At 59.1% G+C, this 21,313-nt stretch carries 17 protein-coding genes; 5 read left to right on the forward strand and 12 right to left on the reverse strand.

Features of this window, described 5'->3' with window-relative positions; genetic code table 11:
* Positions 1-38: 38 nt before the first annotated feature.
* The 3 genes from BRO63_RS32300 to BRO63_RS32310 form a co-directional block, all read right to left on the reverse strand.
* Positions 39-497: a DUF494 family protein gene (locus tag BRO63_RS32300; protein WP_013390832.1), complete on the reverse strand. Its 459-nt coding sequence runs from the start codon at positions 495-497 to the stop codon at positions 39-41.
* A gap of 239 nt (positions 498-736) precedes the next feature.
* Entirely contained in the window at positions 737-2,761 is a 2,025-nt protein-coding gene (locus BRO63_RS32305; RefSeq protein WP_088143610.1) for a TRAP transporter permease, read from the reverse strand.
* A 110-nt stretch (positions 2,762-2,871) separates the two neighbouring features.
* Positions 2,872-3,831, reverse strand: coding sequence for a TAXI family TRAP transporter solute-binding subunit (locus BRO63_RS32310; protein WP_088143611.1), 960 nt, complete (start codon positions 3,829-3,831; stop codon positions 2,872-2,874).
* Between the two features lie 253 nt (positions 3,832-4,084).
* On the opposite strand from BRO63_RS32310, the gene BRO63_RS32315 reads away from it, so the two are divergent.
* Both BRO63_RS32315 and BRO63_RS32320 read left to right on the forward strand, forming a co-directional pair.
* A complete protein-coding gene (locus tag BRO63_RS32315; protein WP_088143612.1) occupies positions 4,085-5,224 on the forward strand; it encodes a DSD1 family PLP-dependent enzyme in 1,140 nt (379 codons plus the stop codon).
* 6 nt (positions 5,225-5,230) lie between these two features.
* Positions 5,231-6,610 carry a DUF6630 family protein gene (locus tag BRO63_RS32320; RefSeq protein WP_256943449.1) on the forward strand — a complete coding sequence of 460 codons (1,380 nt, stop codon included), beginning with the start codon at positions 5,231-5,233 and terminating at the stop codon, positions 6,608-6,610.
* Positions 6,611-6,686: 76 nt separating this feature from the next.
* Here BRO63_RS32320 and BRO63_RS32325 read toward each other — a convergent pair whose 3' ends face one another.
* The 3 genes from BRO63_RS32325 to BRO63_RS32335 all read right to left on the reverse strand — a co-directional run bounded on the left by BRO63_RS32325 (position 6,687) and on the right by BRO63_RS32335 (position 8,751).
* Positions 6,687-6,815 (reverse strand): entericidin A/B family lipoprotein, encoded by a 129-nt coding sequence (locus BRO63_RS32325; RefSeq protein ID WP_013390837.1) that lies wholly within the window; start codon positions 6,813-6,815, stop codon positions 6,687-6,689.
* Positions 6,816-6,871: 56 nt separating this feature from the next.
* The gene (locus BRO63_RS32330) at positions 6,872-7,057 is read right to left on the reverse strand and encodes a CsbD family protein (protein ID WP_013390838.1); all 186 of its coding nucleotides are present in this window, start codon (positions 7,055-7,057) and stop codon (positions 6,872-6,874) included.
* 140 nt (positions 7,058-7,197) lie between these two features.
* Positions 7,198-8,751, reverse strand: coding sequence for a helix-turn-helix transcriptional regulator (locus BRO63_RS32335; RefSeq protein ID WP_088143614.1), 1,554 nt, complete (start codon positions 8,749-8,751; stop codon positions 7,198-7,200).
* 155 nt (positions 8,752-8,906) lie between these two features.
* On the opposite strand from BRO63_RS32335, the gene BRO63_RS32340 reads away from it, so the two are divergent.
* Positions 8,907-9,149: a hypothetical protein gene (locus BRO63_RS32340; RefSeq protein WP_088143615.1), complete on the forward strand. Its 243-nt coding sequence runs from the start codon at positions 8,907-8,909 to the stop codon at positions 9,147-9,149.
* Positions 9,150-9,236: 87 nt separating this feature from the next.
* Here BRO63_RS32340 and BRO63_RS32345 read toward each other — a convergent pair whose 3' ends face one another.
* On the reverse strand, positions 9,237-10,202 hold the full coding sequence (locus BRO63_RS32345; RefSeq protein ID WP_088143616.1) for a Bug family tripartite tricarboxylate transporter substrate binding protein: 966 nt from the start codon (positions 10,200-10,202) through the stop codon (positions 9,237-9,239).
* 210 nt (positions 10,203-10,412) lie between these two features.
* On the opposite strand from BRO63_RS32345, the gene BRO63_RS32350 reads away from it, so the two are divergent.
* Positions 10,413-11,606, forward strand: coding sequence for an acetylornithine transaminase (locus BRO63_RS32350; RefSeq protein ID WP_088143617.1), 1,194 nt, complete (start codon positions 10,413-10,415; stop codon positions 11,604-11,606).
* A gap of 160 nt (positions 11,607-11,766) precedes the next feature.
* Positions 11,767-12,096: a YegP family protein gene (locus tag BRO63_RS32355; protein WP_088143618.1), complete on the forward strand. Its 330-nt coding sequence runs from the start codon at positions 11,767-11,769 to the stop codon at positions 12,094-12,096.
* Positions 12,097-12,184: 88 nt separating this feature from the next.
* Here the strand turns inward: BRO63_RS32355 and BRO63_RS32360 are convergent, their stop codons facing one another.
* The 5 genes from BRO63_RS32360 to BRO63_RS32380 all read right to left on the reverse strand — a co-directional run bounded on the left by BRO63_RS32360 (position 12,185) and on the right by BRO63_RS32380 (position 21,234).
* The gene (locus BRO63_RS32360) at positions 12,185-13,552 is read right to left on the reverse strand and encodes a Fic family protein (protein ID WP_088143619.1); all 1,368 of its coding nucleotides are present in this window, start codon (positions 13,550-13,552) and stop codon (positions 12,185-12,187) included.
* A gap of 375 nt (positions 13,553-13,927) precedes the next feature.
* On the reverse strand, positions 13,928-14,821 hold the full coding sequence (locus BRO63_RS32365; protein WP_088143620.1) for a TIR domain-containing protein: 894 nt from the start codon (positions 14,819-14,821) through the stop codon (positions 13,928-13,930).
* A 147-nt stretch (positions 14,822-14,968) separates the two neighbouring features.
* A complete protein-coding gene (locus BRO63_RS32370) occupies positions 14,969-15,526 on the reverse strand; it encodes a hypothetical protein (protein ID WP_256943450.1) in 558 nt (185 codons plus the stop codon).
* Positions 15,527-15,683: 157 nt separating this feature from the next.
* Entirely contained in the window at positions 15,684-17,378 is a 1,695-nt protein-coding gene (locus BRO63_RS32375) for an RNA-directed DNA polymerase (protein ID WP_088143622.1), read from the reverse strand.
* A 244-nt stretch (positions 17,379-17,622) separates the two neighbouring features.
* Positions 17,623-21,234, reverse strand: a complete 3,612-nt coding sequence (locus tag BRO63_RS32380) for a YobI family P-loop NTPase (protein WP_088143623.1) — start codon at positions 21,232-21,234, stop codon at positions 17,623-17,625.
* Positions 21,235-21,313: the final 79 nt, after the last annotated feature.

The following is a 21,313-nucleotide window of genomic DNA, read 5'->3' on the forward strand; positions in this document are numbered from 1 at the left end:
GGGTAAGGAGTAACGGCATCAAGCGACGCGGATGCCGTTCAATGCAGCAAGCGCACGCCGTCTTCGTCCAGCAGCTCTTCCAGGACCAGATTGTCGATCTCGGCTTCCTGGCTCCAGAGAACCATGAGGGCGATGATCTTGATCTTGGACAGCGGCACGGGCGTTTCCGGCGAAGCCAGGCCCCGGTCGATGACGATCTCGCGCAAGGGCGCGGGCAGCACGCCAGCCGATTCCAGGAAGGCGATGAAGCCAATGGATTCGGTGCCGAGCTGCTGGTATTCGTTGTCGGTGTAGATCCGGGTGCCGGTGGCGGGGGCCTGGGCGAGATCGACGCAGCGTTCGGTGGTTTCGGCCAGGCCATAGAGCCAGCCTAGGGCGTCGTCGATGTCTTCGTGCTCGAAACCGGCGGCGGCAAGCCGCTTTGCGAGCACGTCCGCCGCAGGACAGGCTTGCGGCGTGTAGTAATTCTCGTACAGATAGACCAGGATATCGAACATATGGCGCAGTTTTGTGCCTGTTTGCACAGTCGGCCCGCATATCGGCAGACCAGCAAACATGAATTTTACTTTACGCTGATTTATAGGGGTGGGCAACCGGCCGGAGGGAGGAATGTTGTATGGAGTCACCCTGCGCCAACATGCGCACATTTTCATCCTAAAAGCTGCCAATATTCATGATTCGGAGCAAAAAGGGGCGGACCTCATGGGTCCGCCCCTTTTTGTTTTCGGACCGCTGGTCAGGCGGCCTTGGGGGCGCTTTCCAGCTTCAGCTGCGCCAGTTGGCGCATGAATACCGGGATGCAGATCGCCAGTCCGACCAGGCCGCTGGTCAGGCCCGGCAGGATCGTCAGCAAGGCGCCGATGGTGCACAGCCAGCGCTCCCAGCTCTTCATGCCCACCAGCATGTAACGCGAGAACGCCGCCGACAGCAGCACCAGGCCGACCATGCAGCCGAATAGCGTCACGAAGAAGTCGTACCAGGTGAAGCCCTGCACCGAAATCAACAGCGACGGCGAGAACACGAACACGAAGGGCACGATCAGCTTGGTGATGCCCAGCCTGAAGGCCGTGTTGCCGGTCTTGAACGGATCGCTGCCCGCCATCCCGGCCGCCGCATAGGCCGCCAGCGCCACCGGCGGCGTGATGTCCGCCAGGATTCCGAAATAGAACACGAAGAAGTGCGCCGCGATGGGCTGCACCCCCAACTGCACCAGCGTGGGGGCGGCCACCGCCACCATGATCAGGTAGTTCGCCGTGGTGGGCACGCCGCAGCCCATCAGGATGCAGACGATGCCGGTCATGATGAGCGCGGCGATCAGCGTCAGCGTCTGCATGTTGGCGATCGTGTCGGGGAGCACCATGGCTGCGCCGCTGGCCAGCACCTGCGAGGCCGAGATCACGATGTACGAGATCTTGAAGCCCACGCCCGTCAGCGTCACCACCCCGATCACGATGCCCACGGTGCCCGCCGCCGCGCCCACCGCCAGCGCGTACTTGGCGCCGGTCTCGAAGGCTTCGTACAGGTCGCGCCAGCGCAGCCGCTGGAACGGATTCAGCAGGCCCACGATGATGCAGCCGGTAATCCCCGCGAAGGCTGCCAGGTACGGCGTGCGGCCGCTGGCCAGCACGCCGATCAGCAGGACCAGCGGGATCAGCGTCGGCCAGCGCATCTTGAACGACTGCTTGAGCTTGGGCATTTCCTCTTCGGTCAGGCCGCGCAGCCCTTCGCGCTTGGCCTCGAAGTGCACCTGCATGAACATGCCGAAGAAGTACAGGAAGGCCGGGAAGATGCCCGCGATGGCGATCTGCTGGTACGGAATGCCCAGGAATTCGATCATCAGGAACGCGGCCGCGCCCATGATGGGCGGCGTGATCTGCCCGCCCGTGCTGCTGGCCGCTTCCACGCCCGCGGCGAAATGCCGGGGATAGCCGATGCGAATCATGGCCGGAATGGTCAGCGAGCCCACCGTGACCGCGTTGGCCACCGACGAGCCCGACAGCATGCCAAACATGGCCGAGCCGAACACCGATACCTTGGCCGGCCCGCCGGCATAGCGCCCGGCGACGGTCGAGGCTACGTCCAGGAACAGCTGGCCCAGGCCGATGCGGGTGGCCAGCACGCCGAACAGCACGAAGTGGAAAACATAGGTCGCGACCACGCCGACCGCCACGCCGTACACGCCCTGGCTGGTCAGGTACATGTGGTTGACGACCTGCGACCACGTATTGCCGGCATGCTTGAGCAGGCCCGGGAAATACGGCCCGAACATGGCATACGCCATGAACACGATGGCGATGATGGGCAGCGGCCAGCCCATGGCGCGGCGGGTGGCTTCCAACAGGCCGATCAGCAGGATGGACCCCATCAGCACGTCCATGGGCATGGGATTGCCCACGCGGAATGCCAGGTCCTCGAAGATGTAGGGGATGTACAGCACCGACAGCGCCAGCGCGATGGCGATGATCCAGTCGTACAGCGGAATGCCGCCGGGCGAGAACCAGGTGGACTTGGGCTGGCGCTGGTAATGCGACTTGGAAAAGCCGAACACCAGGAAGATCAGGCTCAGCACGAAAGCCAGGTGCACGCCGCGGTGCGTGGCCTCGCGCAGCAGGCCGAAGCCCGCCGTGTAGTAGTGAAAGAGGGACAAGGTGACGAGCAGGCCCGACACGATCCAGGTGGCCGTCTTGTCCAGCGGGCGGAAGCGGATTTCCGAATCGTACTTTTCCGCCAGCTGCTGGGTTTTCTCGTGGTCAATTTCCATCGCGGTGAGTCTCTGGTGATACAGCAAGCAGGGCCGCTCGTGGCGGCCCTGCTCAAACACGGCGAGTCAGACTGCGCCGTGGTCTATCCGTGAAAGAAGTTCCGGCTCGCTTACTTGAGCAGGCCGACTTCCTTGTAGAACTTCTCCGCGCCCGGGTGGAACGGGATGCCCGCGCCCTTGACGGCGTTTTCCTTGGTGATCAGCTTGCCCTTGGCGTGGCCGGCGTCCAGCGTCTTGCGCGTGGCGTCGCTGTACAGCGCCTTGGTCACGTCGTACACCACCTGGTCGGGGATCTTGGCCGAGGTGACCATCTGCGCGTTGACCGAAATGGTCTTCACTTCAGGGATGTTCTGGTACGTGTTGGCGGTGATGACGTCAGGCGTGAAGAATTCCTGCTTGCCGCGCAGCGCGTCGATTTCCGGGCCGACCAGCGACACCAGTTCGATATTGCCGGTGGAGGCCAGTTCGGCGATCGCGCCGGCGGGGGCGCCGCCCACGAAGAAGAACGCGTCCAGGCCGCCGTCCTTGAGCTTGTCGCCAGCCTGGTTGGGCTTGAGGTATTCGGCCTTGATGTCCTTGTCGGTCAGGCCGTAGGCGCCCAGGATCAGGCGCACGTCCACCAGCGTGCCGGAGCCCGGCTCGTCCATGGACACGCGCTTGCCCTTCAGGTCGGCCACGCCCTTGATGCCCGAGCCCTTGCGCGTCACCAGGTGGATACTTTCCGGATACAGCGTGGCGATCAGGCGCAGGTCCTGAGCCTTGGGCTTGCCTTCGAAGGTGCCGGTGCCGCTATAGGCCCAGAAGGCCACGTCGGATTGCGTGAAGCCCGCTTCGAACGAGCCGCCCATGACGCCGTTGATGTTGGCGACCGAGCCATTGGACGCCACCGCGGTGGCGATAAGCTTGCCCGGCTGCGATACGGCGTTGCCGATGATGCCGCCCACGGGGTAGTAGGTGCCGGCGGTGCCGCCGGTGCCGATACGGAAGAACTGTTGGGCCTGCGCCGAACCGGCGGCGCCGACGGCGGCTGCCGCGATGGTCAGGGCGGTGATCCAGGTCTTGAGTTTCATGCGAGCTTCTCCGAATTCTTGCTGACGGGTATCAGTAATGTGATCTCTGCCGATGGGCGAATTCCCCCGGCAAAAATCTGCCTCCCCTCGGGGGCTTTCTTTATGATGAAATTCTGTCATGCCCACCCCCTGTAGCCAATGATTACAGGGCTATGGTTTTCCAGGGGGTCGCATCGCCCAAGGTTATGGGTGGTCGCGCTTTGGTTATGGTGTGCGGTTACATCCCTGCAGTGCTGATAACGGAGTTTCCAAGATGTCCCAGGAAGTCATACGCGGCATTGCGCTGCCCCCCGCCGCCCAGCCGGGCGATCCCCTTGCCCGCGTCGACACGCCCAGCCTGGCGCTGGACCTGACCGCCTTCGAAGCCAACCTGCGCGCCATGCAGGCCTGGGCCGACCGCCACGAAGTGGCCCTGCGGCCACATGCCAAGGCTCACAAATGCCCGCAGATCGCGCTGCGGCAAGTGGCCCTGGGGGCGCGCGGCATCTGCTGCCAGAAGGTCAGCGAGGCCCTGCCTTTCGTGGCCGCCGGCATCCGCGACATCCACATCAGCAACGAAGTCGTCGGCCCGGCCAAGATGGCGTTGCTGGGCCAACTGGCGCGCGCCGCCAAGATCAGCGTCTGCGTGGACAACGCGCAGAACCTGGCGCAGCTGTCGGCCGCCATGGTCCAGGCCGGCGCCCAGATCGACGTGCTGGTGGAAGTGGACGTGGGCCAGGGCCGCTGCGGCGTGTCCGACGACGCCACCGTCTTGGCGCTGGCGCAGCAGGCGCGCGCGCTGCCGGGCCTGAATTTCGCGGGCCTGCAGGCCTATCACGGATCGGTGCAGCACTACCGCACGCGCGAAGAACGCGCCACCGTCTCCCGCCAGGCCGCCCGCATCGCCGCATCCTACGCGCAGCTGCTGCGTGAAAGCGGCATCGCCTGCGACACCATCACCGGCGGCGGCACGGGCAGCGTGGAGTTCGACGCGGCCAGCGGCGTCTACACCGAACTGCAGGCCGGCTCCTATGCCTTCATGGACGGCGACTACGGCGCCAATGAATGGGGCGGCCCGCTCAATTTCCAGAACAGCCTGTTCCTGCTGTCCACCGTGATGAGCACGCCCACGCCTGACCGCGTGGTGCTGGACGCAGGCCTGAAATCGGCTTCCGCCGAATGCGGCCCGCCCGCCGTCTACGGCGAATCCGGCCTGACCTGCACCGCCATCAACGACGAGCACAGCGTGGTGCGCGTGGAACCCGGCGCCACGGCGCCCGCGCTAGGCAGCGTGCTGCGTCTGGTGCCCGCGCACGTGGACCCCACCTTCAATCTGCACGACGGACTGGTGGTGTTCAAGGACGGCGTGGTGCAGGACATCTGGGAGATTTCCGCGCGCGGCTTCTCGCGCTGAGCCGTGATGCAGCAGCCCGTCTCCTTCGATTGGAAGATTCCCCTGTCCGACGTGCTGGACACGCTCAGGCAAATCTATTCGACCCGCCACCCGGCGCTTGCATCCGCGCGCCTGGACCTGCTTCGGTCCGTCATGAGCGACGACCGGGCCGACGACTTCCTGCCGGCGCTGGGCCAGGAACTGGAGGCGTTGGGGCTGGCGCTTATCGAGCAGCGCGAAGAGGATGACGCGATTCGTCTGCTGATCGTGCCGCAGGCCCAGGCAGATAATCTCAAGACGCAAATACAGGCGCGGGGTTGGGAGGCCGTTGCACATCGCCAGGAAGGTGCCGCGGCTGGCGCCCAGGCGGCCCTGCCTACGCCGGCTTCGGGTCCGCTGTGCGGCCCCGAGGACTATCTGGACATTCCCTACGCCCTAGCGGTGGCTCCGGGATGGGCCTGCGCCGCAATGGAGGACTGGGAAGCCCCGATGCTCACCGACCTGCGTGCATGGCGGGCATTGCGCGCGATCGACGGCAAGTTTCCGGCGCGGCGTGGGCTGCTCGCCTCCTGCGTAAGCCTCAGCGGCGTACATGCCTGGATCGAACAGGGTCCGGACGGACTGTCCAGCACGCCCTATGCGCGTCTGCTGCATTCCGGCCAGGTCGAGCTGCCCCCTTCCAACCGGCCCGGCATGTCCCTGCCGCCGCGCGCCGCGCAAGCGCAACGCCGGACGCCGGAATTCAGCCTGGGGTTTGCGGGCGACGATCTGCTGCTGGTGGACCGCGGCATGGTCTTTCTTTATCCCGCCTACGGGCGGCAGGCAGGAGACTCAACGGTGGAGCCGACGCTGCTCCACACGGCGCCAGCGCAACGCCGTCCCGTCAGTGACAGGTCCGCCGTCATTCCTACGCCGGACGGCCGAACCTGCGTGCTGTGCCGCGGCCAACTGCTGGAGTTTCGCGAAGGGCGGCTGCATCCCTTGCCGTTCTCTTATGCCGTGCCATTGTCGGGCGACATCTCGCATCCCGTGGCCTTGGGCGACAGTGCCATTGCGTGGCTGGAGGACGACATGCTTTGCCATGCAGGCCTGGATGCTGGCGCCGTTCATCAGCACGAAGTGGCGCATCTGCCTGCCGGCGGCATGACGCTGCAAGCGCTGCAGGGCGGCTGGTTGTTGCTGGGCCATTGGCATGCGCCGCATCGAAGCATGGACCTTGGCCAGCTTTGGCATCCGGCGTCGGGCCAGTTGCTTCGAATCCGCCATGGCGCGCTGGACCTGGATAGCGGGATACAACAGTGGGTCGGCCTGCCAGGCGGCGAGGTCGTGGCGGGCGGTCAGACGCGCTACGCGCGGCTAGGCCGTTTCGACGCCTTGCTGGGCCGCCTGGACGCAAAAGCGCCATAGGACGCAACGCGTAAGCGCAAAAAGGCCGGCGCGCCTTCAGCGCGCCAGCCGTCCAGGCAGGCTACAGGTTCAGGACTTACTGGGCTTTCTGCTGGATCTTCTCCCCGCCACGTTCGATGTCCTTGCCGGCGCCTTCCATCGTGTTGCAACCGGCCGTGATGGCGGTGATTGCCAGCAGCAGCGCAAGCCAGATTCGATGCGTCATTTTTTTCTCCTTTCGGCGTTCATGGGCGTAGCGGGTCATGCCGACAGGCAGCCGCGCTATTTCTTGTTCAGCAAGTCCCGTGCCTGATCCTTGGCTTCGCCCACGTTGCGCTGCACCTTGCCCACGGTTTTCTCCGCTTTCCCTTCGGCTTCGGTCTCGCGGTTGCCGGTCAGCTTGCCTGCCGTTTCCTTGATCGAGCCTTTGACTTCCTTGGCTGCGCCCTTGATGCGGTCGTTATCCATGTTGTCGCTCCTAATTCCAGGTTGCGTGAAACCGCGCTGGAGAGGCCTGCGAAGCCTGGCTCCAACTGCGGACGAACCCACTATAGGAAGCGCATGGCGCGCGCGTAAGAAGCGCGCGCATCAGATCGGCTGGTACTTTTCTACCGAATCCTGTGGACCCGTTTGTCGGCTTGCTTGCCAGGCTGCCTGTCTGGCTGCTTCTGCGCCTGCTTGCGCGCCGGCTTTTCGTATCCCACGATGCCGCGCTGCCGCGCCCAGATGATGGCGGCGCTGCGCCTATGGACGTCCAGCTTGCTGTACAGCGCCGCCACGTGATTGCGCACCGTGTTGCGCGACAAGTGCAGGCTGGCCGCGATCTCCGGGTCCGTGTGGCCCTGGCACATCAGGCCCAGGATCTCGCGTTCGCGCGGCGTCAGGTCCGCCAATTCGCCTTGCCCCTGCGGCGCGCCTTGCGGTGTGCGGATCTGCGCCAGCTTCTCGATGACGGTGCGGCTGAACCACGAGGTGTCCTGCATCACTGTCTCGATCGCCTCCATCAGCTCGACCTCGTTGCGCTTGCGCTCGGTGATGTCCTGGATCGCCGCCAGCACGCAGGGCTGGTCCTGGATGGACACCGGCGCGGCCGACACCAGGCAGTCCAGCAGCGCACCCTCGCGCGTGCGCAGCGCCATTTCCTGGCTGCGCACGCTGGCGCCCTGTTCCAGCGAGGCCATGGCGCGGTCGTAGGCTTGCGGGTCGGTCCACAGCTGCGCCAGCGCATCCTCGTCGCGCGCCAAGGTCTTGGCGTCGTAGCCGGTGGCTGCGACGAAGGCATCGTTGACCTCCAGCAGCCTGCCTGCCGTGGTGCTCAGCGTCATGGGCACGGGCGCCAGCCGGAACGCCGTGGCGAAGCGCTGTTCACTATCGCGCAGCGCCGTCTCGGCCTTGCGGCGCGGCTCCAGGTCGTTGAAGGTGAACAGCATGCAGGGCTGCTCCGCGACCTCGATGGGCTGGCCCGCCACGATCACCAGCTTGTTGCCGCCGCCCTGCACCGCGATGATGGTTTCCGTCTGCGGAATGGTCGTGCCTTCCGCCAGCCGGTGCAGCGCATCCTCGCGTTGCGGCGTATCGCCCAGCACGTCCAGCTGGCGCAGCGTCTTGCCCAGCACTTGTTCGCGCGTGTAGCCCGTCATCGCCAGAAAACCGTCATTGACCTTGATGTGCCGCAGATCCGCCAGCGAGCAGATCACGGCCGGCGCGGGGTTGGCGTTGAAGGTCCGTTCAAAGCGCTCTTCCGCGCTAAAGCGTTCGGTCACGTCCAGCAGCACCAGCACCATGCCCTCGGCCGCGCCCTGCGCATCGCGCAACACCAGATTGCGCACTTGGTGCATGCGGCTGAAGTCCGGATCGCGCCGGCTGGTCACTTCCACCACCACGTCCTTGTAGGCCTCGCCCGCCAGCGCGCGGTCCAGCGGATACTGCGCCGCGCGCAGCACGCGGTGATTGCGGTAGCGCAGCGCAAACGCCTTGCGGTAGCCGGCGGCGGTGCCGCCCAGCGCGGCCAGATCCGTTACGCCATGCATGGCCAGCGCCGTGTCGTTGGCCCAGACAATGCGCCGGTCCTGATCCAGCAGGATGATGCCTTCGATCAGGCCGTCGATGATTTCCAGCAGATGGCGGCGTTCCGTGGTGAACGCCGTGGCAGTCTTCTTCATTCTGGCTCCTGGGTGAGCAAGAGATAAGAAGAAAGTACTAGATAAAGTCGTCCTGCGTGATCTGGGCGAGCGCGAACATGGCTTCTATCGTGGGCTTGCACGATACGCGTGCCGCTGCGCGTGTAGCGCTACACGTGAATCTTCAGGAGACATCCATGAACACGAACCAGAAGCCCGGCGATCCCGCCAACCAACCCGGCATCGACCCGTCCCAGCGTCCCGGACAGGAACCCGGCGACGCGCCGGAAAAGCAGGCTCCCGGCCAAGTGCCGGGCAAGCCTGGCCCGGATGATGTTGATCCGGGCCGCACGCCGCCGGAAGTGCCCGGCAATCCGGGACAGCCTGCAGAAAAGCCCAGGCAGCCTGGCGAGCCCGGCCGGCCGGGTGATCCGGCCTAAGCCGCCATAGCTTTACTTCAGCCCATCATGCAAACCGCCCCGTCGATGCGGGGCGGTTTGCTGCGGGCTTAGGGTTTTGTCGTGCTATCAGTCGACCTGTGCGCCCGACTGCTTCACCGCCTCGCCCCACTTCTTCACTTCGCCGGCAATGAAAGTGCCAGTCGCGTCAGGCGTCAGTGGCATCGGCTCTGCACCGCGGTCGCGGAAGAACTTCTGCATGTCCGGGGAGTTCAGCACCTGGCCGATCTGCTTGCTCAGATAGCCCGTCACCTCGGCGGGCGTATCGCGCGGCGCCAGCACCGCAGCCCAGCCGATCGCCTCGAAACCCGGATAACCCGATTCCGCCACGGTCGGCACGTCCGGCAGCTGCGGCAGGCGCTTGGCCGTCGTCACCGCCAGCGCCACCGCCTTCTTGCTCTGCACATGCGGCAGGCCAGCCGTCACCGAGTCCACCATCAACGGCACCTGATGCCCCAGGAAATCCGCCTGCGCCGGGCCGCTGCCCTTGTACGGAATGTGGCGGATGTCGATCTTCGCCGCCGCCTTGAACATCTCGGCCGACAAATGCTGCGTGCCGCCGATGCCCGCGCTGGCATAGGCCAGCTCGCCCGGATTGGCGCGCGCCTGCGTCACCAGCTGCTTGAGCGAGGTAATGCCCGAAGCCGGCGTCGCCAGGAACATCAGCGGCACCGAGAACACCCCCGACACCGGCGCGAAGTCCTTGGTCAGGCTGTAATTGATGGTCTTGTACAGCGTCTGGTTCACCGCCGCGGCAGAGCCCGCGATCACCAGCGTGTAGCCGTCCGGCGTCGCGCGCGCCGCCTGCTCCATCCCGATATTGCTGCCCGCGCCCGCGCGGTTCTCCACCACAATGGGCTGCTTGACGGCCGCGCCCAGCTTTTCAGCCAGCGCGCGCGCAAAGATATCGGTTGCCTGCCCGGGCGGGAACGGCACGATCAGGCGGATGGGGCGCTCGGGATAATCGGCATGCGCGGTCGCCGCGGCCGTCGCCAGCGCCAGGCCGGCGGCAAGACTGGAAAGAATACGTTTCATGATTGGTCAGTAAAAAGCGACAAAGGGCTGCGCGCGGGGTCGCGCCTGTTGCATAAAATAGAGCGCCCGCGTTGTCTGCCCTTTTGAGGCGGCCCGGGGCGGATCGGCTGGGGGTACGTCACAATAGCATCCCCCCGTCGGTGCTAAATTCGCCTATTGGCATCGTCCAATCACTTTTAATCCCTGTTCTCTCATTCCGCAGGAACCGCCATGGAATTCAGCCAGTTCAAGACCAACGCCCTCATGGAGATCACCTCCCGCCCGGACCTCGTGTTCGTGCGCGGCCAGGGATCCTGGCTGGAGGATCACGCGGGCAAGCGATACCTGGACTTCGTCCAGGGCTGGGCCGTCAACACTCTGGGCCACAGCGCCCCGGAAATGCAGAAAGCCCTGCTGGACCAGTCCAAGCTGCTGATGAACCCCTCGCCGGCGTTCTACAACCTGCCCTCCATCGAACTGGCCGAGCGCCTCACCAGCGCCTCGGTCTTCGACCGCGTCTTCTTCGCCAATAGCGGCGGCGAAGCCAACGAAGGCGCCATCAAGCTCGCGCGTAAATGGGGCCAGGTGCACAAGAAAGGCGCCTACAAGATCATCACCATGAACCACGGCTTCCACGGCCGCACGCTGGCCACCATGTCTGCGTCCGGCAAGCCGGGCTGGGACAAGATGTTCGCCCCGCAGGTCGAAGGCTTCCCCAAGGCCGAAATCAACGACCTGGAATCCGTGCGCAAGCTGATCGACGACCAGACCGTCGCCATCATGCTCGAACCCGTCCAAGGCGAAGCCGGCGTCGTCCCCGCCAGCAAGGAATTCATGCAAGGCCTGCGCAAACTGGCCGACGAGCACAAGCTGCTGTTCATCGTTGATGAAGTGCAGACGGGCATGGGGCGTACGGGCACCATGTTTGCGTACCAGCAATCGGATGTCGTGCCAGACATCATGACCCTGGCCAAGGGTATTGGCGGCGGCGTGCCGCTGGCTGCATTGCTGGCTCGTCAGGAAGTCTGCGTGTTCTCGCACGGTGACCAGGGCGGCACCTACAACGGCAACCCGCTCATGGCCGCCGTCGGCGTCGCCGTGTTCGACGCCCTGGCTGCGCCGGGCTTCATGGAATCGGTCAACGCCCGCGCCAAGCAACTGTCCGAAGGCCTGCTGGCCCTGTCGGCCAAGTGGGGCATGAAGGGTGAGCGTGGGATGGGTCTGCTGCGTGCGCTGGTGATGGATCGGGATGATGGTCCTGCCATTGTTGAAGCTGCGCGCAATCTGACGCCTAATGGTCTGCTGCTGAATGCGCCGCGTGGGAATCTGCTGCGCTTCATGCCGGCGTTGAATGTGACGGCGGAAGAGATCGATACGATGCTGACGCAGCTGGATGGGTTGATTGCGCAGGTGCGTAAGGCGTAATTGAAGCGATACGTTAAGCAGTGACGACGAGGGCCGCGATTAGCGGCCCTTATCTTTGATATGTCCTGAACGCAAGGCATGGACTATCATCAACCGGCATTCATGTGTGTGCATCGCAGTATCGACCCATTGTTGAACTAGCCAGATATTGGAGGTTTCCATGAGCGGTTACTACGAGTTGAAGCGCAGCGGCGATCAGTACATGTTCAATCTGAAAGCCGGGAATCATGAAGTCATTTTGACGAGCGAGCGGTACACCACCAAAGCGAGCGCTCAGGACGGCATTGCGTCCGTTCGGCAGAATTCGCCGATCGATGAGCGCTATCAGCGCAAGACGGCCACCAACGGTTCACCTTATTTCTCGTTGAGCGCGGCGAATGGGCAGTCTATTGGACGCAGTGAAATGTATTCGAGCGCCGCGGCTCGGGATGCGGGAATTGCGTCTGTGAAGACCAATGGGCCAAGCACGGTAGTGAAAGACAATACCTGAGTGGTTTGGGTGTAAGCCCTGATTCGCATCCATCGGTGTCGGGACTAGAGAGCCGCAATGTTTGCGGCTCTTGTTCCGCTTGTTTGCTTCAGTGTGGCCGCCCGGCCTCGACCCATTGTTGGACTAGGTCCATCGACAAGCGATAGCGAGCGCAGTTGTACACGTCCAGTATGCGCAGTTCTTGCGCCAGTATTGGGCGGAACAACGCGACATCGTCTTCGGACAAGCCCAGCGCCGCTGTTGCGGCGTCGGCGGTTTGCTGCTCACGTAGTACCCGGCAAATTGCTTCGTTCAGTTTTTCCCGGAATCGGAATCGCACCGGATCCGGCACGCCCGCAGCGTTCAGTTGCACGGCGTACTTGCGGATCGAGCGCCGATAGGCCCAGGCAAACAGCTCTGCCGCCAGCGTCACGTCGCCGTATTCATAGACCCCCAACATGGCGTAGACGTAGTCCTGTACCTCTACGTCCAGGAAGGACAGCGGCGCGCAGTTGTAAAGCATCAGCGGAATGTTGGCCGACAGGCGGCTGGTGCGCTTGTTGCCGTCTTCGAACGGCTGAAGATAGGCCAGGTTCACCCACAGAAAGAATGCCGCTTCCACCGGGTTCTTGATTAGCCGCGCCTTCTCCACAATCTGGTCGAACATTTCCTGCAGCAACAAGGGCGCCTGGAGCGGCACGTAAGTCGTGTCCCCGATGTTGACCACGATCTGGCGGATGCGGCCCAGGCCGTCGGTATTGGCCAATAGTTCCTCCAGCAGGATCGCGTGAAGGTTGCCGATCACGGCGGACGTCAGGCCATGTGCGGGCACCGCATCGACCAGGAACTCGATGGCTCTCTTATGGTTGAGCAGCATCACTGCATCCAGATCTTCCCCAGCCATTCCGTGCTTGAAGAGTTCCTGCGTGGCCAACAAGGAATACTGGTTGCCTTCCAATCGAGAGGAGGACCAGGACAGGTCGAGCAGTAGCGGTTCCAATACCCGGCGCGCGTAAGTGCCGGCTGGCGACTGACCTGGCATACGGCCCTCGTCGGCCAAGTCTTGAGCCAGCGAAGGCGGCAACAGGGAGTTCTGGTTCGGCACATAGCTTTCCACGAAGGCGCGTTCGTATCCCACAGGTGCACGCGCCGACAACGGCTGCCGAAGCCGGGCCAGCAGGGCTTGACCATGCTCAGACCAGATCATCCCGACGGCCTGGGACGCCGGCTCCGCCAGCCGCGTGGCAATGGTCGTTGGGAGTGTCGATGCGGTTGTTTCGTCCGCAATCCGGTAACGGGTTGCTCGGCCCTGGCCCTCGCGCAGCACCAATCCGGCCTTGCGCAGGTTTTCCAATTGGCGCTTCACCGTGGACCAACTGACGCCGGTTCGGTAGGCCAGTTCGCTGGAACTCACCCACGGCAGGTTCTCGCGCTGCTGGGCGCGCAGAAACTGAAGAATGTCTTCGCGGACGGTCATGGCAAGAGCCGAAGATGTTGAATCAGCTCAATTTAGCAGCAATCAGCTCAAGAAATGAGCTGATTTGGTCTGATTTTGAGCTGATTCCCAATGCGTCCGCCCGAGGAAATCGATTGCCACGATTGCGTCACTCACGCATCAACGGCAAAACGAGTACTTTGCCGCCAACAGAGATGATTGCGGCATTCCGACGTGGTTGTTATCCGAGGTGAGGCAGGTCCGATAGCCACCACGGCGTCCCAACGGCTGCAGCCGGGGCGGAGCACGTTGTATGCGGGCAAGCGAGTGCTATGCGCGCATCGCTCCACCGATGCGCCAAGCATTCAGCGAGCCGGCGGAAAATTGTAGTCTGACACCATTATTTCGCAGGAGAATTTATAGGGAAAATGCTCTGTTGAGATCTACCTCATTGCCTGCAGCCTTGAGCTCCCGAGCCAGGGCCAGCTTCCAACCTCCACCCTCATCCATTTTCTCCCAAACAACGCCAACGTAGTCACTGGGAAGCTCGACGTCGCCGCGTCGGAGCGCACATACGCTTCCACGCCCGAGACGGCCAATGAAATAGCCGAGCTCGAGTAATACGTTTTGGCGCGCGCGGGGCTTTAGCTCATCTTCCCTGATGCTCCGACCCAGGTCGTCAGGGGTTAGGAGAATGACGGCGAAATCAACGTCGCTATTTGCTTCAAACTTCTCAATAACAGTGCCGCCTTGATTTGCCTGTTCATGCAAGATGACGGGCTCGAATTCCATAGCTTTTAGGAACCGGGCAACCATTTCACGCGCTTCGCCGTCGTGCCCATGGACGACAAACACGCGCCGAGATCGGTTGCGCGCTTCTGATGGTACAGGAAGTGATTCCGCACTTACGTCGTGCTTGGCATCTTCAAGGTCATCACGAAGCGCACGTTGCGCCTCCTGCAGCAAAGCGACGGAATTACTTATGTTGCGGGTAACTCCGTCGAAATACTCATGAGCAGGCGTATGGTAGTCACTCATGATTACCATTGGATGCCAGCTTAAGGATGCTGCGGCTTCAAAACGCCTGAATGCGGATGTGTCTTCACCAAAGCATCGTTCAAGCGTGCCCTTGATGGCAGCAGATAGGGCTGTCAGCTCTGCCGAGTATCCCAGCGGTGCCTTCGCGACCTCGAAAGCACGTAGCTCTTCGATGCGCTCCCCAATTCGAGCAATATTGCGTTCGATCGCCGGAAGTGAAAGCTGAAGTTTCGAAGCAACTTGCTGCTGAACGTTTTTTCTGCGGGTAGCCATGGTTATCCGTTGAAAATTGGGTGAAAACAGTCGGATGTAGGACTGAATATTCGCTCGAAAAATAGATTAGATGATTTAAAAAAATGTGATCAGGCGACAACTTCGTTGGCTACGTGTTCAGAAGCTATAGTCTGACACTATTACTTCTTAACGTGTGAGCCGCGTCCCGACGAGAGATTGGAATAGTTTAAGAATGTCCACCTTTGTACGGCCGCTGCTGATAACGGATAGGAAGGTGTCGAACTTCATAGAAACCTTCATTCCACTTCTTGGGTTGAGCAATACGAAATTCTCCCATTCCGCGCCGCGCCCCTCAACGGATGCCGCGTAGCTCAGCAGCCAATAGATGGCCACCTGACGGTAGTCAGCCGAAGAGAAACGTTTGGCGGTGCACTTCACCTCGATCAATGTGCTCCCAAGGGCGAAGTCTCCATGGCCGTTGGCAATCCATTCAAGACCAGGTATTCGTGGCCGGATGACTATCGGATGCCCGCTCGCATGGCTCATGTCTATCATCGAGCTGGCGAGGTTTCTGCCGACTGTCTCAGCCAAGGACTGGTCCCACGCAGTTAGTTGGTCAGGCAGCTTCGCGTCGAAGTATGCGCGCTGCCGCCGGAGTGTTTCAGCGAAGCAGCTTGGCCAATCGATGCCGGTCTTGCCCTCGAGCAGCCGCTCACCTACGGTGTAGCCGAGCTCGAAAAGCATGGCACGCTGCAACGTAGATCGAAGCACGCATTCTTGTCTGAGGGGCTGGACCTGGACTGTGAGCGCTGAATTGTTGAAATGCGCGACAATGCCTGGCGTTAACTGTGGAAATATCTCATCGAATACACCGGGGATTTCGCGGGCTACTGTGCGTGGGTCAAACTGCATCGCTCACCCCTTTGGCCCATCTCATGAAAACGGTCGCAAACCTTGGCTCTGCGCCTCGGGGTAGCTTGCTGAGTTTCATCTTGTCCTTCTCTTCGTCGAACGGTAGTTCAACCCCAAGCGCCCACGATTGGCTAGCCGCGCGCTTCGCCTGCAGCCGGGCTTTGTCTCCCTCGTCAGCGAATGAAAAAGACGCAAGCCAGTAGAGCCGCTGACATTCGGGAGTCATTAGCTGCCAGCGGTTGCGCAGATAGTTGAATGCGGCGCTGTCACGCCAACTGCGCCAACAATCGATGCAAGCGCGACGTACCGCATCCAACTGCGTAGTATCGAAGAGCTGGCGCACGAGCTGCACGCGCCTCGGCGTACTTTGAACGCGCAAACAACGCAAGTAGTGGAGCAAACTTGTATCTGCCCTCAATAAATGCTCGGAATGTACGGGGATAGCGTCGAGCAAGGAGTCAAGCGTCCCATGGATGCTAAGAAACCTCGCGTCATTCCGTAGGTTTGCGATACCTCGCATGATGGTGGAAAACGACGAACGAAAGGCATGGAGGTTTTGTTGCTTTAGCAGCGTTGTTGCGATTTCGAGTGCGACGGTCGGTTCATGAAGCCGTATGGTTCGACCAATCTGGGTAACCAAGAACGAATCGGGCAGCGCTTTCTCCAGTTCACGGTTCAGGAGCTGGCGTACCTCAAGTGTCTCGACGGTCTCCACAAGTGACTCGTAATCCTCCTCGGGGCTATCGGAGTATGGGTCGAACTTTAGGTCGATGCTTCGCAGCTTGGCTGCCTCAATGTCTTCTCCACCAAGTTGCGAAGCGACGTAGTCTTTATAATGCTTCGAGGACAAGAATACGGTTTTTGACTTGTTCAAACTCAAACCGTAGTCCATCAGCCCTTGCGCGAGAACGCCAAGTGCTCGGTATGCCTCCGCTGTGTTCTTCGCAATCAACACATAGTCGTCGACATAGCGATGCCACTGAATCCCGTGAGCTGTGAGCGCAGCGTCCGCTTGATTCAGGAAGAGTTCTGCAAGGACACGTGCACCCTGGCCGCCGACCGGTAGGCCGAACGAACGTCCGGCGAAGAGCTTGCTGAGAAGAGCGTTGACCTGCTTTGACACTGGTACAGCGTCGCCGCCAAGGCTGCTAACAAGGTTCTCGATGTAGTGGTGAGAAACGTGCTCGTAGAAGCTGGAGATGTCCGTTTGAACGACGATCGCGTCGTCGCCGGCCAAGGCCGCTTGAACAACCGTTGCTTCCTTGAAGGCCCGCCATGTTCTGCTCTCGTCGAAGAGCTGCTCGCCACCAGTCGGCAGGAAGCGGTAGGAGTGGACATTTGGCGAGCGATGGGGTTCAAGTGCCTCTGCAATTGCGATGGCCAGCCCGTTAAGGTAGATGTTCCAAAACAGGTGGATCTTGGTTACTACTCGAAATCCAGCGGGGCCGGAAGGAGCCAGAAGCCGCTCGCTATGGACATGCAGCGTCGCGAGACGTTCATGATTGTCTTTGGCCGCTTGGCTATCTCGAAGCTCTGAGTAAAAGCCGTAGGCGATAGCGGCAAGCGCTTCAGCCTCGTCGCCACAAAATCGAACGTCTATGTCGAATGGCAGCGTGTCGTTGTCGCCGTGCTTCGCAACTTCACGAGCAGCACGTTCGAAGTGATGTAGTTTTGGTTTGAGCAAGAAATACTCTCCTTGTACATGCTATGCCTTCTGCATTGGACCGTTCAAACTAGCGTCGCATTCCCAATACACAATACTAAGTGGCGATTAGGGGTAACTGACTTGCGCAGCCTTTAGTGTGCTGCAACGACCGATTGAACGCATAATTAGAAGAAGCCGACGGCAGCTATAGAAAAATAGGTGTCAGACTAAAATTTCGCTACCTAAGAGCTGAGAAATTGTAGTCTGACACCTATTTTTACGATCAACGTCTATAGAGGTTCACTCTTATATCATCCGTAAAGAGGCGATCCTCACCCCAGGAAGAGATGATATTCCTTGAATCAAGCCATTGGACTAAATCCCGATTCTCGGGGCTGTTTTTCAACCTTGGCGTAGCATACCCCGTTTTAATTTCGGAAAATGGATTCGGTAGATTAGCCAATACGTGACGCACCTCGTCATCCGACATGAGAGAATGATACTTGTTAAAGAGTGAAATTTGCGTCGGCACGGGGCTAGAATGCATCACTAGAGATTGCGCACTACTCCCGTGAAGTTTGAATATGCTGGGGTCTGCGCTGTTGATAATTGGACCGATAAGTGCTGATCGTTCTGGCAGGTCCACGAGCGCTCCCAGGTCCATCAATTCAACTATCCCGAGCTTGGCTACATTATCAATATCAGATCGTAGAATTTCCTCTCGAAAGTCATCGTCGACTGCATAGCTATCGGGATCAGCCAGATACTTTTCGATGTTGGTCGCGACGAAGAGTACCTGCAAATTTCTACTGTCTGCGAGTGCGGCGAAACTCTCTTTAGTGAATGTGATTTTTCGTTCAGCTATCAGGATTTGGCGCTTGATTGGCTCGAGTCCTTTGGGTAGGCTCGTGAATGGATTCGGCAGAGCGCGGGCATAATCTCTGTAGGCGGCATCAGACAGAGAACCCGCATTGACGAGGAACTGACGCAGCTTCAGTGAGTCCGAGTCGCTTGGCATCGGATGTCGCAGGATAGAGGCACGGACAACATCTAGATCAAGATACCCAATTAGACTATCTGCCTCAAACCCAGCAGCTTCTATGAAAGCGAGACAATTCATCCAGGTTGCTTCAATCGCATTTAGCTGGAACAGTATTGCGTGCAATTTCTCGGATACACCCTCTAGAGTCGGTAGTTGGGTTGTCTGCCTTTGAAGAAACGCCCTAAGATTATTTTTATCAAGTATGTCTTGGCTAAGGATCTCTAGGATGGCGGGGACATCCTCCTCTGAGTTGTCTTGCAGCTCTAAAAGAATATCGCTCAGGTAAAGATTGAAATCACGTTTCACCCTGGTCATCAACGCTGCATTATTTATTGAACGGATGGTAGTGAAATTTTTCGTACGCATTGCCTCGAGGTCGTTCTGCCCTACAATCTCCAGGCCGACGAATTCCAGGTTATTTATCGTGAGTTCGTACAACCCTTCTTTGAAGATGAAGCGAACAATTTCAGTGTGCTCCTTGATAGCAGCTAGATCTTTGACCTCAAAGTCGAGGCATTCAAGGCGTTCCGGTGCTAATTCGGGCAAGATCACCAGAATTTCTGAAAGATTCGCAGCAACAAATTCTGAAAGTCCGTCAAAGTCCCTAACGAGCATTTTGAGCGAGCTTGTCGGTAGATTCCCGATCAGTTGGGCAACGTGAGAGATATTGTTCGCGCTGGCGATGGCTGCCGGCACAAGATTTTTCCACGCGTTCACTAATCCAAAGAGAAGCCCTGAAACATCGCGGCCACCGGTGTAATAAGCACTGAAAAATTCTTCGCAGCTTTCGAATTCAGATGAGAGAAATTCGAAAAGTTTTTGTGTTTGATTAGGGTAAAGACTCCGATCATTCAGAAGACTATCGACAAGCTTAATGTTTAAGACATAGCTCTGCCGAAAGTCCTCATCTCGCATAGCTGCGATGACCTCTTTGGGATTGTCGAGCGGAAAAGTCGGCTCAGGCGTGACAAACGCGCGTATTTGGATCAGAAACCTGTTGTCATTGGGCGACAAACGGCCTGAGTGAAAGAGTGAAGTGTATTGGTAATAGGTGTCGTCGAGATGCCCTTCTAAGATCAAAAAGCGGGCGAGTTCTCCATTCTCTTCGAAACCGTTGAAAAGCTCTTCTATGTGGTCGGCGTTTACACGCAATAGCTCATTGAGCTTTGTCGTGCGAAGTGTGGGGATCTTTAATTTGAGATCTTGTATTCGACGCAGCACTTTGTTCTTACTATCGGCCTCTTTAATTTCGATCTCCTCCTTGCGGTGCAGATAGGATTTTTGAGAGTCCACCTCGGTTTGCAATTTGGAAATATCGATCCAATATTGGTGATTATTTGCAGTGCGGTGGAGCAGACGAGGCGCCTCAATCAGCTGCTCGAACGCATCGTGACCGGCTAGTTGGGGAAGCGCAATCCATGTGCCCTGATCAAGACTGACGTAGACAACACCTGGTGGAAGCTTCTCAATCAGAGCCATGGCGTAAATTTGCCGCAACTCTCCCACGCCCAAAGGCGTCTGTCCCTCGGCAACTTCAAGTCGCTTCTCGAGTTCCTCGATCTCGGTTCGGTATCTGGCCTCACCATGCCTAATGAGCTTGTCTTTCCGGTTCAATATTTCAGCGAGATTCCCTGAGCCGCGGTGCAATTGCTCAAAATCCCTTGGATAGACGTTTTTATATATCAGGATCGCGAGAAGCTTGTTGGCGTCAAGCAGGTTCTCTCCATCCGTCTCTAAATTTGCCACATAAATGGCGTATTCATTAAAGATGTTCTGAATCAACCTCAGGTCATTTAGGTAGCGTGAGACCTCTCTTAGAAACTGCCGATCTAGACGTTCATCAAGCGCAAGTCTTCTTCCTTGCTGCAGTACCATATCGATCGAATTTGATGTATTTATGATCGGTATGACAGGAATAATAAATTCGAAAAATTTGGTTCGATCGGTATTGACAAAGATGTCATCGCGCAAGGCATAGAGAAACTTAATCGTCCGCTTTACGCCCGCATTCTCGTTCACAAGGCTGTTAATTTCACGCAGTGTGACGAAAATCTCGGCGTCGTTGAATCGATCTAGGTCCTCGATGATTACGAGATCGTAATCGGTTGATTGGAAGAAGTAGACTATTTCATCTAGGTGACGATTCAGTATGGATACCTGGTCATCATGTGCAGGCCTAATCTCAACATCCTTCAATGAGATGCTCTTTAGTGACAGGCCGAAGCTCGCAACGTAAAAGTGATGTAGTGTTATCCAGAGGAATATTGCTGCGAACACCAAGATTCCGAGGCTGATCCCATTGCTGAGCGCAAGCGGAGTAAAAAAAGTTCCGCTCATGATCTCTGCTCGCTGACTAAAAACATACCAAAGAGCGAGAATCCCAAGCGTTATATAGAGAGACTTAAAGATCGACCATACGCTGGGCGACTGAATTCTTTTAAATCGCGACAGTGGGAGTTTGTTCGCGTCAGCACCATAAAGCATCTGTTGGAGAATGCTCCTCTCAATCTCTTGTCGGCTCACCTTCTCGCCCTCCGAAACAGCCTCGGGAACGAATGCGGCGAGAGAGATATGAAGCGCAGGCCGCCGATATTGTCTCAAGAAGGATTGAATGATGCTGCTCTTTCCTGAGCCATAGGGACCGGTCAGTGCGATATTGGAAACCTTCGCATTGCTCATCGCAAACATAATTGCTTCGGAATATATGCCAGCTTTGTCCGCCTTATCAGTTGGGGCGAGATCCACAAACTTCTCTCGCATATCAGTGGAGCCATCTCTTTTTTCCAACCGCGACAAGATATTATTGAGGCGGTTAGCAAGCCAGCGGGTAAAGGATATGATGGTTTTTATCATACGATTCCGAGCAAGCGTAACCCTTACGAGTCAGATTGCCTTGTTCCCTGAGTTTTTATATCCGTGAGGATAACCCGGT

It is taken from the genome of Achromobacter xylosoxidans (genome assembly GCF_002192695.1).
Classification (GTDB): Bacteria; Pseudomonadota; Gammaproteobacteria; order Burkholderiales; family Burkholderiaceae_B; genus Achromobacter; species Achromobacter xylosoxidans_C.